16 protein-coding genes are annotated in these 15,826 nt (G+C 41.6%); 12 read left to right on the top strand and 4 right to left on the bottom strand.

The window, feature by feature from the left end:
- The first annotated feature begins 2 nt into the window (after window positions 1–2).
- Together pheT and EGX73_RS12770 are read left to right on the top strand one after the other, a co-directional pair.
- Window positions 3–2,423: a phenylalanine--tRNA ligase subunit beta gene (gene pheT / locus EGX73_RS12765; protein ID WP_096710979.1), complete on the top strand. Its 2,421-nt coding sequence runs from the start codon at window positions 3–5 to the stop codon at window positions 2,421–2,423.
- Between the two features lie 204 nt (window positions 2,424–2,627).
- On the top strand, window positions 2,628–3,005 hold the full coding sequence (locus EGX73_RS12770; RefSeq protein ID WP_081132057.1) for an NUDIX domain-containing protein: 378 nt from the start codon (window positions 2,628–2,630) through the stop codon (window positions 3,003–3,005).
- A gap of 336 nt (window positions 3,006–3,341) precedes the next feature.
- On the opposite strand, the gene trpS is transcribed toward EGX73_RS12770, so the two are convergent.
- Window positions 3,342–4,349 carry a tryptophan--tRNA ligase gene (gene trpS / locus EGX73_RS12775; protein WP_005473228.1) on the bottom strand — a complete coding sequence of 336 codons (1,008 nt, stop codon included), beginning with the start codon at window positions 4,347–4,349 and terminating at the stop codon, window positions 3,342–3,344.
- Between the two features lie 255 nt (window positions 4,350–4,604).
- Between trpS and EGX73_RS12780 the strand changes: the two genes are divergently transcribed.
- From EGX73_RS12780 to cbpB, 8 genes are all read left to right on the top strand, one after another.
- Window positions 4,605–5,342: an amino acid ABC transporter ATP-binding protein gene (locus EGX73_RS12780; protein WP_003126679.1), complete on the top strand. Its 738-nt coding sequence runs from the start codon at window positions 4,605–4,607 to the stop codon at window positions 5,340–5,342.
- 13 nt (window positions 5,343–5,355) lie between these two features.
- Window positions 5,356–6,165, top strand: coding sequence for a transporter substrate-binding domain-containing protein (locus EGX73_RS12785; protein WP_003126678.1), 810 nt, complete (start codon window positions 5,356–5,358; stop codon window positions 6,163–6,165).
- Window positions 6,166–6,179: 14 nt separating this feature from the next.
- Window positions 6,180–6,827 (top strand): amino acid ABC transporter permease, encoded by a 648-nt coding sequence (locus EGX73_RS12790; RefSeq protein ID WP_086269199.1) that lies wholly within the window; start codon window positions 6,180–6,182, stop codon window positions 6,825–6,827.
- A gap of 14 nt (window positions 6,828–6,841) precedes the next feature.
- Window positions 6,842–7,498: an amino acid ABC transporter permease gene (locus EGX73_RS12795; RefSeq protein ID WP_003126675.1), complete on the top strand. Its 657-nt coding sequence runs from the start codon at window positions 6,842–6,844 to the stop codon at window positions 7,496–7,498.
- Between the two features lie 231 nt (window positions 7,499–7,729).
- Window positions 7,730–8,542, top strand: a complete 813-nt coding sequence (racE, locus tag EGX73_RS12800) for a glutamate racemase (protein WP_086269198.1) — start codon at window positions 7,730–7,732, stop codon at window positions 8,540–8,542.
- Window positions 8,543–9,895, top strand: a complete 1,353-nt coding sequence (rph, locus tag EGX73_RS12805; protein ID WP_003126673.1) for a ribonuclease PH — start codon at window positions 8,543–8,545, stop codon at window positions 9,893–9,895.
- A complete protein-coding gene (locus EGX73_RS12810) occupies window positions 9,892–10,404 on the top strand; it encodes a YfcE family phosphodiesterase (protein ID WP_123866989.1) in 513 nt (170 codons plus the stop codon). The genes rph and EGX73_RS12810 overlap by 4 nt, the downstream gene beginning before the upstream one ends.
- Window positions 10,405–10,512: 108 nt before the next feature.
- Window positions 10,513–11,010: a cyclic-di-AMP-binding protein CbpB gene (gene cbpB / locus EGX73_RS12815; protein ID WP_003126670.1), complete on the top strand. Its 498-nt coding sequence runs from the start codon at window positions 10,513–10,515 to the stop codon at window positions 11,008–11,010.
- A 57-nt stretch (window positions 11,011–11,067) separates the two neighbouring features.
- On the opposite strand, the gene EGX73_RS12820 is transcribed toward cbpB, so the two are convergent.
- Window positions 11,068–11,985 (bottom strand): mechanosensitive ion channel family protein, encoded by a 918-nt coding sequence (locus EGX73_RS12820; RefSeq protein ID WP_003126669.1) that lies wholly within the window; start codon window positions 11,983–11,985, stop codon window positions 11,068–11,070.
- Between the two features lie 188 nt (window positions 11,986–12,173).
- On the bottom strand, window positions 12,174–12,929 hold the full coding sequence (fabI, locus tag EGX73_RS12825; protein ID WP_003126668.1) for an enoyl-ACP reductase FabI: 756 nt from the start codon (window positions 12,927–12,929) through the stop codon (window positions 12,174–12,176).
- A gap of 203 nt (window positions 12,930–13,132) precedes the next feature.
- On the opposite strand from fabI, the gene fabZ reads away from it, so the two are divergent.
- On the top strand, window positions 13,133–13,573 hold the full coding sequence (fabZ, locus tag EGX73_RS12830) for a 3-hydroxyacyl-ACP dehydratase FabZ (RefSeq protein WP_003126667.1): 441 nt from the start codon (window positions 13,133–13,135) through the stop codon (window positions 13,571–13,573).
- Between the two features lie 53 nt (window positions 13,574–13,626).
- Here fabZ and EGX73_RS12835 read toward each other — a convergent pair whose 3' ends face one another.
- The gene (locus tag EGX73_RS12835) at window positions 13,627–14,367 is read right to left on the bottom strand and encodes a peptidylprolyl isomerase (RefSeq protein ID WP_003126666.1); all 741 of its coding nucleotides are present in this window, start codon (window positions 14,365–14,367) and stop codon (window positions 13,627–13,629) included.
- A gap of 176 nt (window positions 14,368–14,543) precedes the next feature.
- Here EGX73_RS12835 and EGX73_RS12840 point away from each other — a divergent pair, with 176 nt between their 5' ends.
- Window positions 14,544–15,641, top strand: a complete 1,098-nt coding sequence (locus EGX73_RS12840; RefSeq protein WP_029486837.1) for a DUF871 domain-containing protein — start codon at window positions 14,544–14,546, stop codon at window positions 15,639–15,641.
- Window positions 15,642–15,826 lie beyond the last annotated feature (185 nt).

Below are 15,826 nucleotides of genomic sequence, written 5' to 3' on the forward strand. Positions count from 1 at the left end.
ATATGTTAGTATCTTACAAATGGTTAAATGACTATCTTGACCTTTCTGAGATCTCACCAAACGAGCTGGCAGATAAAATGTCAGTCACAGGGATCGAAGTCGAAGGAATCGAAATGCCAGCAGCGGGATTGAAGAAAATCGTTGTTGGGGAAGTCAAAGAATGTGTGCCACATCCAGATTCAGATCACTTATCGATCTGCCAAGTAGATATCGGTGAATCTGAATTATCACAAATCGTTTGCGGTGCGCCGAATATCAAAAGCGGCATCAAAGTGATTGTGGCACTCCCAGGTTCACGGATCGCGGGCAATGTCAAAATCAAGAAAGGCAAGATGCGCGGACAACAATCCAATGGGATGATCTGTTCGCTGCAGGAATTAGGCTATTCTGATAGTGTGATCCCTAAAGAATATGCGGAGGGTATTTATTACTTGCCTACCGATGCCGAAGTGGGGAAGGAAGTCTTTCCCTATCTCGATATGGATGATGCCATCATCGAGTTGTCGATCACTCCAAACCGGGCCGATGCCTTAAGTATGCGGGGGGTCGCTTATGAGGTAGGAGCCATTTATCGACAAACACCAAAATTTGAGACCATTCAACTGAATGAAAGTGCTGTGAAAGCCGCAGACAAGATCAAAGTCAGCGTAGAAAATCAAAAGGATGCGCCAGCCTATCAAATTCGGATCATTGAAAACGTAACGATTGCACCAAGTCCGCAATGGTTGCAAAACCGTTTGATGAATGAAGGCATTCGACCAATCAACAATGTCGTTGATATTACCAACTATATTTTGCTGCTGTTTGGACAACCCCTTCATGCATTCGATTATCAAAAATTGGGTAGCCAAGAAATCGTCGTTCGCCGTGGCAAACCGCAAGAAACGTTGGTCACTTTGGACGGAGAGACACGAACGCTAGATGATAAGAACATTGTGATCACTAATGGAAAAGAACCAGTCGCTTTAGCTGGTGTCATGGGTGGGTTAGATTCAGAAATCACACAAGATACCACAACTGTTGCTTTAGAAGCCGCCTTGTTTGACCCCCTAGCGATTCGTTTGACGTCTAAAAAATTCAATTTGCGCAGTGAGTCATCTTCCCGTTTCGAAAAAGGTATCAATCAGGCTGCGATCGCGGAGGCTTGTGATGCAGCCGCTGCTATGATTGCGGAGCTAGCTGGCGGTACAGTTCTACAAGGTGCTGTCAAAGGCGCTGAAGTGACCCCTAAGGATGTTCAAGTCACGATCACATTAGATCGGATCAATCGCTACTTAGGAACACAAATCACGATTGCCGAAGCCAATGAGATTTTTGACGCCTTAGGTTTTGGCTACCAAGAAAATGAAGGTACCTATCAAGTTGTGGTGCCACCTAGACGTTGGGATATTCAGATCGAAGCTGACATCATTGAAGAAGTCGCCCGTATCTATGGCTATGACCGTCTGCCATCGACACTTCCAAGTGGTGAGACAGTTGCGGGGAGCTTAACCAAAGAACAACGCTTGACTCGCAAAGTACGAACACTCCTAGAAGGAAATGGTGTGAGTGAAGCTATCAGCTATGCATTGACAACCGAAGAAAAAGCCCGTCAATTTTGTTGGTTAGAGAGTCAGGTTACCCGTCTGGATTGGCCAATGACAGAAGAGCGTGGTGTCTTAAGAATGAATCTACTTTCAGGACTGCTGGACGACATTGCCTATAACTTGGCCCGCAAAAATGCCAATGTTGCGTTGTACGAAGTGGGGCGCGTCTTTTACAAAACAAGTGATGACCCTCGGGAGCTACCAACAGAAAACAATCATCTAGGACTAGCCATCACTGGCGCCATCACCGAAAAAGATTGGCAAGAAGCTGAACAAAAAGTCGATTTCTATCATATTAAGGGGATCTTGGAAAACTTGTTTGCAAGTCTTTCTCTTACGGATCAGATTACTTATGAAAAGACAACAGCAATCAAAGAACTTCATCCAGGCAGAGCCGCTGCTATCCTCTTACAGGATGAAGTGATCGGTTACCTAGGGCAAGTCCATCCAAGTACAGCAAAAGCTTATGATCTGACTGAGACATATGTTGCTGAATTGGACTTGGATCGTTTGTTAGCAACTGAAAATGCAGCGCTCATTTATCAAGCAGTTTCGAAATTCCCATCAGTTAACCGGGATATTGCACTGTTGGTGGATGAGAAGACGTCGAACCAAACAATCCTGCAAACCATTGAACAAGCAGCAGGCCGTTTCTTGACGGACATTCATCTATTTGATGTGTACCAAGGAAAGAACATCGATAGCAATAAAAAATCAATGGCCTATCGATTGACTTTTGCTAATCCTGAAGCGACATTGACAGATGAAGAAATCAATCAAGCAATGTCGAAGATCACACGTGTGCTAGAAGAATCACTACAAGTAGAAATTCGTTAGTCCCATTGCTGTGATAGGAAACAGTGACGTAAAAAAAGAGTGATCTTGAGGAATCAGCAAGATTGTAGCATTTGCAGGGGGAAGGTGTTCTCCCTTGCTATGCTACAATTTTTTTTATAATGGATAGAGTAAATATTCTCATGGATAACCACAGCTCGAAGAGTTGCTTTTCCAGTTTTATTTTATGGAAGAAAGGATCGATTGATGGAACAACTGACGGTTTACGATGCACAAAAGCAGCCAACAGCTGCGACGATGTTGCGGGATACGCCAGTCCCTAATGACGGCTACCGAGTTGTGGTGTCTGTTTTATTGTTTAATGAAGCCGGAGAATTACTGATTCAAAAACGACAATCCACAAAAAAAGGCTGGCCTAGTTATTGGGATTATCCTTCTGGCGGGACCGTCAAAGCTGGTGAAAGCTGTTATCAAGCGGCAGAAAGGGAACTATTAGAAGAGTTAGGGATGACACTTTCTTTAGAGAAAATCCCTAGTCGTTTAACAGTGAAATTTGAAGAAGGCTGGAATGAACTCTATTTTGTTCAATGGACCGGCGCTAACCCTGAACTTTGTTTGCAGTAAGAAAAAGTTGCTGCAGCAAAGTGGGTCAATGAAAAAGAGTATCGCGCATTGATCAATGGGTATAAATTTATTCCTTACTTATATGCACCGATCGTTTTCTCGCTTCAAAGTCATCCTGGGGAATATTTTCCGGTCTAAGTTCTTACTCGTGATGGTAGCTTCTTTTTGATAGAAAGCGATTCTGTCGTGATTGAGAAAAATGTTCTCGAATGGTGTTTGCTCACATGTCAATGGTAGTTGAGCAGTTCGCTTTTTTATTTAGGGATCTTTAAATAAAAGATAGTAATTAAAAACAAACCCACCAAGCATACTGGTGGGTTTGTTGGTTGTTCATATTTATGCAAAGTAGTTGATCCCCATTGCTTCTTTCACTTCTGCCAAGGTTTGTGCTGCGACTTGTTCTGCTTTTTCGCTGCCTTTTTTTAAGAGGTTCATGACTTCAGCCGGGTCCTTAGCAAATTCTTCTCGTCGCTGACGGATCGGAGCAAATTCTTCTTCTAAGACATCGATCAGATAGCGTTTGATTTTTACATCGCCTAGACCGCCTTGACGATAGTGCTCTTTCAATGCAGCAATTTTTTCTAAATCTTTGCCAAAGACATCTAAATAAGTAAAGACCATATTGCCTTCGACTTGGCCAGGATCTGCTACATGGATATGATTTGGATCAGTGTACATGCTCATGACTTTCTTTTGAACGATATCCGCATTGTCTGCCAAATAGATTCCGTTGTTCAATGATTTGCTCATTTTACCATTTCCATCGATACCAGGTAAACGTCCCATTCCTTTAGGCGGAAGAACTGCTTTAGGTTCCACCAATACGTCACTATAGATAGAATTAAAGCTATGAACGATTTCTTGTGTTTGTTCTAGCATTGGTTTTTGATCTTCACCGACAGGAACTAAGTTGGCTTTGAAAGCAGTGATATCAGCTGCTTGTGAGACAGGGTAGATGAAGAATCCAGTTGGGACACCTTCCCCAAATTTCTTTTGTTCGATCTCGGCTTTGACGGTCGGATTGCGGCGAACCCGTGCCACACTGACTAAATTCAAGTAATACATGGTTAGTTCCGACAACTGAGGGATTTGTGATTGAATAAATAAAGTCGAGCGGGTCGGATCGAGACCAATCGCTAAATAGTCAAGTGCCACTTGCAAGATATTTTCTGACACTTTCTGTGGATTTTTGGCATTGTCTGTCAATGCTTGCATATCAGCGATCATGATATAAAGTTGATTGTTAGGGTCGTCTTGCATCTCAACTCGTTTTTTTAATGAGCCGACATAATGCCCTAAATGAAGTTGCCCTGTAGGCCGGTCTCCGGTTAATATTGTGTTCACGTTTCATCCACCTCTAAATTCAATATATAGTTCATCTTACCTTGTTTTTCCAAAAGAAACAACTTGTTCTACTAAGGGTCGAAAAAAAACGATGGACAAAAACCTAACATGAGGTTAAAATAATGAAGGTTTTTCTTTGGGGATGATGTGGAAATTAAAACTACCTTTACAAATAGAAAAATTTTGAGCTATAATATGAATAAAATCTTTTCAATTACTCATTTATTTTTAAATATAGACTTGGAGTGTGAATGAATGGCAATGATAGAATTTAAAGACGTGGAAAAGTACTACGGCAAATTCCATGCATTAAAAAACATAAATATTGAATTTGAAAAAGGTGAAGTCGTTGTTGTGATTGGTCCTTCAGGATCCGGAAAAAGCACGATGCTTCGCACAATCAATGGATTAGAAACGATTTCTTCTGGTCACTTACTGATCAATGGCAAAGATCTTTTCAGTAAAGATGTCAAATTGACAGAGATTAGAAAAAACATCGGAATGGTCTTCCAGCATTTCAATCTTTACCCCAATAAAACCGTGTTAGAAAACATCACTTTGGCTCCCATTAAAGTATTAAAACAAAATGAACAAGAAGCGATTGCCTTAGCCGAAAAACTGTTGAACCGTGTAGGCATGCTGGACAAAAAAGATTCTTATCCATCCATGTTGTCTGGCGGACAACAACAGCGGGTGGCTATTGCCCGAGGATTAGCCATGACACCAGAAATGTTGCTTTTCGATGAGCCAACTTCTGCACTGGATCCAGAAATGATCGGTGATGTTTTAGACGTGATGAAAAAAATCGCCAGTGAAGGCATGTCCATGATCGTGGTGACTCATGAGATGAGTTTTGCCCGTGAAGTAGCCGACCGGATCGTTTTCATGGCAGAAGGCCAAGTATTAGAAGATCGTCGCGACGTCGATGGCTTCTTTGAAAACCCAAGAGACGAACGGGCCAAACAATTCTTAAGCAAGGTAACCAATCATTAGGAGGAAAGTAGCTATGAGCAAAAAAATCAGTACAGTGCTGCTCCTTGTATTCGCGCTCATGACCTTTTCTGCTTGTAAAGGCCAAAGTGCTGCAGAACGTGATGTGTTAGCGAGCAGCAAAGAAAGCAACCAAATCATCTGGGGAGTCAAGAATGATACCCGATTATTTGGATTGATGGATATTGCGACAGCTGAAGTCCGCGGATTTGATATCGATATCGCTAAAGCAATCACTGAGCATATTTTAGGACGTGACGGAAGTGCTATTTTTGTCGAAGTCACATCAAAAACTCGAATTCCGCTATTAAAAAATGGCAATATCGATGCAATCATCGCTACGATGACCATCACGGATGAACGGAAGAAACAAGTAGATTTTTCTGATGTTTATTTCGATGCTGGACAATCTTTATTAGTAGCCAAAGATAGCCCGATTCAGGGAATCGAAGATTTAAATGCCAATACGACGGTTTTAGTCGTCAAGGGATCGACATCAGCGATCAATATCCGCAAGGCAGCGCCGGAAGCAAAAATCTTGGAGTTAGAAAATTATGCCGAAGCCTTTACTGCATTACAGTCAGGACAAGGCGATGCGATGACGACAGATAATGCGATCTTATTGGGGATGGCCAGTGAAAATCCCAACTATCATTTAGTTGGCGGTACATTTACAAATGAACCTTACGGAATAGCTATCGATAAAGGACAAGAGCCTTTCTTGAAAGCCGTCAACCAGGCATTGAAAGAAATGCATGAAGACGGTACGTATGATGAAATTTATCAGAAATGGTTCCCTGATGATGCATCTGGGAAAGTTGATTAAAGGAGGAAATTTGCATGCTTGAATTGTTTCAAACTTACGGCGACCAGTTTTTTTCTGGTTTCAAATATACGATTTTCTCCAGTTTACTGGCTTTATTCTTTAGTTTAGTGATTGGTACATTGATGGCGATATTTCAGCTGTCTACCAATCGATGGGTCAAAGGGATCGCTAAAGCGTATGTCGAGTTTTTCCGAAATATTCCTTTGTTGATCATCGTGATGTTCTTTTATGTCGTGGTGCCGATGTATTGGGTGACTTTTGATGGATTTCAAGCGGGAACGATCGGCTTGACCATCTATACGTCTGCGTTTATTGCAGAAACGATTCGTTCTGGAATCCAGACAGTTCCTAAAGGGCAGATGGAGGCTTCTTTGTCCTCTGGATTCACTTACAGCCAGGCCATGCGCTACATTATTTTACCGCAGGCTTTTAAAATCGTTGTTCCGCCACTAGGAAATCAGTTTATCAACTTGGTCAAAAATTCATCGATTTTAGCAATGGTAGCTGGTCTTGACATTATGTATCAAGGTGACTTGATTGCCAGTGAAACCTTTAATACTTTCGACACCTATATTATTGTCGGAATCTTTTATTTGATTATCACATTACCATTATCCTATTTAATGGTTTATCTTGAAGGACGTTGGGCTGTACGCTCATAGAAAGGAGACACTAAATGGAATTTTTCGAAGCTTTTTCTGCCATCAATCTTCGGTTTTTGATCGACGGTCTCCGAGTAACGATCGAAGTCTCCGTCTTATCGATCATCTTTAGTTTTCTGATTGGCGGCCTTGCAGGAGTCTTGCGTTTCACTAACATTCCGTTCTTTTCAAAGATTTTAGGTGTAGTGATCGATGTGATTCGAAACCTGCCGTTGCTGCTGATTATTTTCTTCACGTACTTTGCATTGCCGCAGATCGGTATTCGTTTCAATATTTTCTGGTCTGCAGTTGTGGCATTGACGATTTTTGAATCTGCCATGCTCTCAGAGATTTTTCGAGCGGGGCTTAATGCCGTACCGAAAGGGCAAATGGAGGCTGGTTTGTCTACCGGTTTGAGTTATGTCCAAGTGTTGCGAAGCATTGTGATGCCGCAAGCTTTTAAAGCCATGCTGCCTGCGATCGTTAGTCAATTGATCTCATTGATCAAAGATACGTCATTGGCAGTGATTATTTCACTTCCAGAACTGACTCACCATGCTCGAATTATTTATGGACAAAATACCAATTATGTATTGCCAATGTTTCTTGCGATGACTGTGCTGTACTTCATCGTCTGCTATGCCTTATCGCTGCTTTCTCGCTTCTTGGAAGCACGTCAGTATAATTACTGATTTCTTGAGGCTGCATAGAAACAGTGATTACTAGATCCGAATGACCTTTGATGTCATGCAGTTGCTTTCCTTGGACGAGAGTAGCCAGAGCATCGGAGGTTTTCGGATCTTTTTTTGACCGCAATAGGTTCATTGTTTTCTTGGATAAAGCAATACTTGAAAAATCAGTAAAAAAAGTCCAAAATGGAACTTAGACAAATTTCTTTCTTTCATTAAAAAGGATGGACAACTATGACAAATAAACAACCCATTGGCTTTATCGATTCTGGTGTTGGCGGATTGACCGTTGTTAAAGAAGCGATTAAGCAATTGCCCAATGAACATATTATTTATCTTGGTGATACTGCACGCTGTCCCTATGGGCCGCGTCCGGCAGAACAAGTCATCGAGTATACATGGCAGATGACCGAATTTTTATTGCAGCAAAACATCAAAATGTTGGTGATTGCTTGTAATACGGCTACGGCTGTCGCATTAGAAGAAATCAAAGAAAAATTATCGATTCCGGTAATCGGAGTCATACTGCCTGGCTCTCGAGCTGCTGTCAAAGCAACAAAAAACCAACAGATCGGTGTCATTGGAACTGCGGGTACTATTAAAAGCAATGCGTATGAAGAAGCAATCAAGCTTAAATCACCTCGTTCTATGGTAGTTAGCTTGGCTTGTCCCAAATTCGCGCCTATCGTTGAAAGCAATCAAGCGCAATCATCGGTTGCCAAAAAAATCGTTGCCGAAACACTGCGCCCCCTCAAAAATAAGAAATTAGATACGTTGATTTTGGGTTGTACTCATTATCCTTTGTTGCGGTCTTTAATCCAGAACGAGATGGGGAGCCAGATCCAGCTGATTGATTCCGGTGCAGAAACAGTGGGTGAAGTCAGCATGCTGTTGGACTACTTTGCTATTGCCAATACAAGCCAAATGACCCAAGAACCGGAATATTTTTTTTATACGACAGGTTCAACAAAATTATTTGATGAAATTGCGAACGAATGGTTGAATGTACCGGTCCATTCGCAACATATCACATTAGGAGGAAATTAAATGCGCCATGATGGCAGAAAAGCGGGAAGTATCCGTCCAGTAGAAATCAAAACAAATGTATTCAAACATCCAGAAGGATCCGTCGTGATCTCATTTGGTGATACCACAGTTATTTGTTCCGCAACGATCGAAGACCGAGTGCCGCCTTTTTTACGGGACTCAGGGAAAGGCTGGGTGACGGCAGAATACAGCATGCTGCCGCGAGCAACGAATACCCGTAATCGTCGAGAAAGTGCAAAAGGAAAGCTGTCTGGTCGGACAATGGAGATCCAGCGACTAATCGCTCGTTCGTTACGGGCAGTGGTAGACTTGGAAAAGTTAGGTGAACGTAGCATTGTAGTCGATTGTGATGTCATCCAAGCGGATGGGGGCACTCGAACAGCTAGTATCACCGGTGCTTTTGTGGCTTTGCGATTGGCGATCGATCAATTATTGACCAACCATGAGCTAACGGAAGATCCTATTAAAGAACATCTTGCTGCCATCAGCGTAGGAATTTTACCTGATAACACTTGTGTCACTGATTTAGACTACGAAGAAGATTCTGCGGCTGCTGTAGATATGAATCTCGTAATGACAGAGTCAGGCCGTTTCATTGAGATTCAAGGAACTGGGGAAGAAGCGACATTTGATGGTCAGCAATTGAACGAAATGCTGATTTATGGCAAGACAGCCATTGAAGAGCTGATTGCCTATCAAAAAGAAGCATTGCTGATTCAAGAACAGCCCCAATACGTTATTCCTGAGAAGACGATCGTGATTGCCACTGGTAATCCTGGCAAAGCACGAGAATTCACCGCAGTTTTTGGTGCTGCTGGCTATGACGTTCGGACATTGAAAGATTATCCCGCATTACCTGATGTTGAGGAAACAGGAACGACTTTCGAAGAAAATGCTCGGCTGAAGGCAGAAACGATTGCAAAAATTCTTGGGCGACCTGTTCTAGCGGACGATTCGGGCTTAAAAGTGGATGCATTAGGTGGTAGACCCGGTGTTTACTCGGCACGTTTTGCGGGTGAACAAAAAAGCGATGCTGCAAATAATGCCAAATTGTTGTACGAATTAACTGATATCCCAGATGAACAACGAACAGCACAATTCCATTGTACATTGGTCTTTGCAGCTCCTGACAAAGAAAGTCTCGTAGTCGCTGCCGATTGGCCAGGCAGAATTGGCCGCATTCCTCGGGGAGAGAACGGTTTTGGCTACGATCCATTGTTTATCCCTGTTGGTTCAGATAAAACGGCTGCTGAAATGAGTGGAGAAGAAAAGAATCAAGTGAGTCATCGTGGTCAAGCCATCGCGAAACTACGCAATGTATGGCAAGAGTGGTTGGAAGGAGAACAAGCATGAAATATTTAATCGTTAGCGATAACCATGGCGATCGTCAAATTCTCGTTGATTTGCTAGCAGAATTTTCTGGGAAAGTGGATACCTTTATCCATTGTGGAGATTCGGAACTGCAACCAAGCGATCCCCTTTGGCAAACCTATCAAGTGGTTGGCGGAAATTGTGATTACAGTCCGGAATACGAGGATACAAAGATTATCAAAACGCCTCTCGACACGATTTATGTGACCCATGGTCATTTGGCAGATGTTCGTTTTGGCGTGACAACACTCGGACTTCAAGCACAACAAGCTGATGCATCAATTGCTGTATTTGGTCACACCCACCAGATTGCTTGTGAGAAGGTGGGGCATCGCCTATTCTTGAATCCGGGCAGTATTTCTCAACCGCGGGGACCTATTCAAATCAAAAGTTTTGCCATCATAGAAAGTACTGAAAAGCAGTGGATCGTTCAATATTATGATCGTACGTTTAATGAAATCGCTGATTTGCATTTTATTTTTGAGCGCTAAGAAAGCGAAATCAAAAGTAAAAAATTCATTATAAATAAGCAGTTTTACGATATCTTTTTGATTTTTCTAGTAAAATAGAAAAGTAGCTGTGAAATGGAGGCATTCAGATTGATTGGTCAAACAGTAGAAAAAATATTATTAGAAAATCAAGAAAGTTTTTTAGTACCTGCAGAAAACGTTGCAACGGTTCTTTACAATCATCCACTAAACCATGCGTTACTCGTTTTATCGAAAGTCGGCTATTCCAAGATTCCGGTCCTAGATAGTGAGGATCATCTTGTTGGATTGATCAGTTTATCGAACGTGGTCGAAAGAATGATGGACCTGACTGGGTTTAGTATGGACAACTTAGAAGGCTTGACGGCCGCAGACGTGATGGAAGTCAATGTGGCTTGTATCAAAGAAGATGGCGAATTAGAAGACATGCTTCATCTCTTAGTGGATCAGGCATTTTTGCCCATCGTCAATGAGGAAAATATCTTTGTAGGAATCATTACCCGAAAAGAAATCTTAAAATCTGTCAATCACCTAGCACATGAATTAGAGAAACGGTATATGCTGATCTCAAAAGAGGCCAGTCCTACAGACGAATTACAAGTCATCTAATAATGGATAAAAAAGCACCCCGAAAAAATCATCGGGGTGCTTTTAACGTTTAAGCGGTCAATTGACGCCAATGATTGGCGCACTAGGAATGGTGTAGCCTTTAGCAGTCAGTGCATCGATTGAAGCCGCTAAAAACTCTTCTTTTAGTTTCCACTGAGTTCCGTTGGTAACATACATCGTTGTCCGGATCGCAAAATTATTGTTGCCAAGGTCGACAACACCAAAAATTGCTGGTTTCGTTTGGATCTCTTCCTCGTGAGCAGCAGCCACTGTTTGATTGACTTCGTCAATGATCGACCGGATATCATCTAAGCCCTCTGATGGCAAGATACGCACATCTACAACGACTTGCATATTGGCTCGTGAAGTGTTGCTGATCGTAGTGATATTCCGATTCGGGATATAATGGACAGTCCCATCCACGGATTTTAACTGAACCGTTCGAATACCGACAGCTGTAACTGTTCCTTCTAATGACAAATTCGTCAAACGGATATAATCGCCGACATTGATTTGTTGCTCAGTAATGATAAAAAAACCAGTGATCAGATCATTCATAAAGCCTTGAGCACCTAGTCCCAGTGCCACCCCAGCAATCCCAGCCCCCGCTAAGAGTGAACCAACAGGCACGCCAATCGTTGACAATAACGCATATACAAAGAAGAAACCTAATGTATAGTGGACGATATTGCGGATCAGCGCATGGATCGTGTTGATTCGACTGGCATTGTAGGTTCCTTTTTTCTCGTAGGAACGATAAATTCGTTCGATGACATAATTGCTGATTTTCAGCAAAATACCAAATAAAATAATCAAAAAAAGCAGCATCAGAACTTTTTGGATCAAGATACCAACAATAGCCTCCCAATCAATGTTTTGCCACCATTTCTGCAAGGCATTCAATTGTTTTGCGGCAGGTTCCGTCAAGCTGGATCCTGTCGAATCCGTTGTAGCATCTGTCAAAAGTCGTAACATAAAATCCCTCCATCTATCAATAGGTCTATTTTATAGGAGAAGAAACAGAAATGCAAAATTCACTTGTTAAATTTTTGTAAAAAGATGAACAAATAAGGGGATATCATTAGTTAGCAAAGAAACAGCAAAAACTCGTCTCTTGGCATAGACCAGTCAAGAGACGAGCACGAGTACATGTGATCATAGAATTACGATAAGTGAACACCTTTATCGACAAAAATCACTTCTCCGATGATACCGCTAGACAATGGACTAATCAGAAAGGCACATGTGTTGCCGACTTCTTCGATGGTCACACCAACATGATCAGGAGTGCGATCTTCAGATAATTGGATCAGCTTTTGATAATCTTTTACACCTGTCACAGCCAGTGTTTTGATTGCTCCTGCAGAGATGGCGTTGACCCGGATTTTTTGCGGGGATAATTCTGCAGCTAAATAGCGAACGCTTGATTCGAGAGCAGCCTTAGCAATCCCCATCATGTTATAGTTGGGTACAGCACGTTCTGAACCTAAATAGGTTAAGGTAACGATTCCGGCATTTTCTGCCAAGAGGGGTTTGGCATATTTAGTAACAGCGATCAATGAATAGCTGCTGATATCTTGTGCTAGTGCATAGCCATCTCTTGATATATTTAAAATATCACCTGAAAGATCATCCTTGTTGGCGTAAGCGACAGCATGGACGACGCCATGGATTTCGCCTGCATAGTCTTTGATGGTTTCAAAAGCTTTCGCGATACTCTCATCATTTGCAACATCACATTCAACCGTATACTCATTTTCCTCTAGTAGCCGTTCAAGAGGTTTTTTCATGCGTTCGTTTTGATACGTATAGATGACTTCAGCGCCTTGTTCTTTTAGCGCTTGCGCACAGCCCCAAGCGATACTGCGTTTGTTGGCTACGCCCATCACGACAACTTTTTTTCCAGTTAAGAAACTCATAATTCCACTCCTTAATAGTTTGCATAATAATCAATAATGACGATCGATAGTGGGTCCCACTATCATGATTTCTAATTATTATTCATAATTGTTTGATTGTCAAACTATTTTTTTCTTAATAAATATTTAGTTGCGAAAAAATAAGAACTATGATACTTTGATAATCAAACTATAATATTTTTTTAAGCAAGGAAGGGAACCCCATGAAAAAACTATTGACAGAAACAGAAGTCATGGACTTGATTCCAAATCGCTATCCGATCATTTATATCGATTACGTTGATGAGATTGAGTCAGGGAAGAAGATCATTGCCACGAAAAATGTGACGATCAATGAAGATTTTTTCCAAGGACATTTTCCAGGAAATCCAGTGATGCCAGGAGCGTTGATTTTAGAAACATTGGCACAAGCAGGTTCGATCTTGATTTTGAAATCGGATGAATTTCAGGGAAGAACTGCTTATATTGGCGGGATCAACAAAGCAAAATTCCGTCAAAAAGTTGTTCCCGGCGATACCTTGAAACTTGTTTTTGAGATTACAAAAATCAAAGGTTCTGTAGGGACAGCCAATGCTGTGGCAACTGTGGAAGGAAAAAAAGCAGCGGAGTGTGAATTTACCTTTATTGTTGGAGAACAAAAATAAAATAAAGACCAGTGCCTTTAAGGGAAATTTTCAAAGGCATTGGTCTTTTTTGCTTACTTAGCTTCTTGTAAAATCTTGATGGATTTGATTTTGACAGGATCTTTTGGCGTAGAGTCTTCTCCGTTGCTATTCGCCTCACCGGTCGTTTCGGCTTTGGCAATTTTGTCTACGACCTCCATTCCTTCAATGACCTGACCAAAGACTGTGTACTTACCATCTAGTGTCGGAGCACCACCATCTTTGTAGGCGTCAATGATTTTTTGAGGATAAAATTGGATTGCTCGTCCATCAGAGACATCATCATGGTTTTGAACAATAAAGAATTGACTTCCTTGGCTGTTGGGAGCGCTGGATTTTGCCATCGATAACGCGCCGCGGATATGGTAAAGCTGTTTGGATATTTCCTCGCCAAACCCTTTGCCCCAAATGCTTTCTCCACCAGTTCCGTCACCGTTAGGGTCGCCGCCTTGGATCATAAAATCTTCGACGATTCGATGGAAAGTCAAGCCATCGTAGTAGCCATTTTTGGCATGAGTCATAAAGTTTTCGACAGCTTTTGGTGCAATTTCTGGGAATAATTTGATTTTGATCGTGCCTTCTGTGGTCTCAAGTGCAACAAGATCTTCATTTTCTTTTACTTCAGTAGACAACTGCGGCAGTTCCAGAGAATTTAAGTCTACTGATTCTGATGTGGTTGTTTTATCCGAAGAACTAGAAGTAGTTGTTGTATCATTGCAGGCAGTTAATAGAAAGAGGCTAGTTGCTGCCGCCAACGTTAGTATCATTTTTTTCATTTGAGTAAGATCCTTTCATTACTAGACTGTCTTTATCATATCAAAATTTAGCTGGAGTGAAAAGCAGGTATCTATTAAAACCAATAGGAGAGGTGTAGACCACTTATCGGTTGTTTGCTATAATGAAAGAGGATTCATGAACAAAAAACGGATAGAATTTTTAGGAGGTTTGACGGATGGGAAAATTAGGTATTTCAGTTTATCCAGAACGATCAACGTTTGAGAAAGACAAGGCTTATCTTGATTTAGCACACAAATACGGCTTTAAGCGTGTGTTTACAAGTTTGCTGCAAATTGAAGATGATAAAGAAAAAGTATTGGCAGATTTCAAGCAGGTAGTGGATTATGCCAATCAATTAGGAATGGAAGTCATGGTGGACATCAATCCTGGTCTCTTTGATCAATTAGAGATCTCGTATGATGATCTTTCATTCTTTGATGAAATGGGTGCTTATGGTGTCCGTTTGGATATCGGTTTTACCGGTGCCGAAGAAGCGCGTATGACGCGTAATCCTTATGGCATCAAAATTGAGATCAATATGAGCAGTGGGACAAACTACGTAGACAATATCATGAGTTATTCGCCAAATACGAATAATTTATTAGGCTCTCACAATTTTTACCCTCATCGATATTCAGGTTTGGGTTATGACCATTTTGTGTATTGCTCAGAAAAATTCCGTCGTTACAACTTGAACACAATGGCTTTTGTGAATTCTCACGAGGCAACATTTGGTCCTTGGCCAACACAAGATGGGCTTTGTTCGTTGGAAGATCATCGTGATCTGCCAATCGCTACTCAAGTCAAACATTTGGTTTTGACAGGATTAATCGATGATATTTCAGTGGGAAATGCCTATGCATCAGAAAAAGAGTTAGCTGCAATGGCAGAAGCCTTCAATGCGGACTATCCTACCTTAAAAGTAGATGTTGCTGAAGGAATCACGGAAGATGAACGCATCTGTTTGTTTGATAATCTTCATGGTTATCGCGGGGATCGCTCAGAATATATTTTGCGGTCGACGATGACTCGAATTTACTACAAAGATAAGCCATTCCCAGCACATGATACCCATGATATGACTCGCGGTGATATTTTGATCGATAACGTCGGTTATGGGCAATACAAAGGTGAAACTCAGATCGCATTGAAAGAAATGAAGAATGATGGCCGTGTCAATGTCGTAGGAAAAATTGCTGCAGATGAACTGTTTCTACTGGATTTCTTGAAACCATGGTCAAGCTTTAAACTAAAAGACAGCAAAGACGAATAAGACGCTTTGTTTTTCTAAAGAACTGCTCTTTTTGAGCGGTTCTTTTTGTTTAATAGCTTTCGTCCGTGCAGTGTGGGGAAAAAAGGCGCGTTTCTACATGTGGATGAGATTGATGGTAAGAAGGTGAGGACTGTTGAAAGGAGCCGCCTGCTAGCAAAAATTTCTTTACTCTTTACTTCTCTGCT

The sequence above is a fragment of the Enterococcus sp. FDAARGOS_553 genome, assembly GCF_003812305.1.
Classification (GTDB): domain Bacteria; phylum Bacillota; class Bacilli; order Lactobacillales; family Enterococcaceae; genus Enterococcus_D; species Enterococcus_D gallinarum.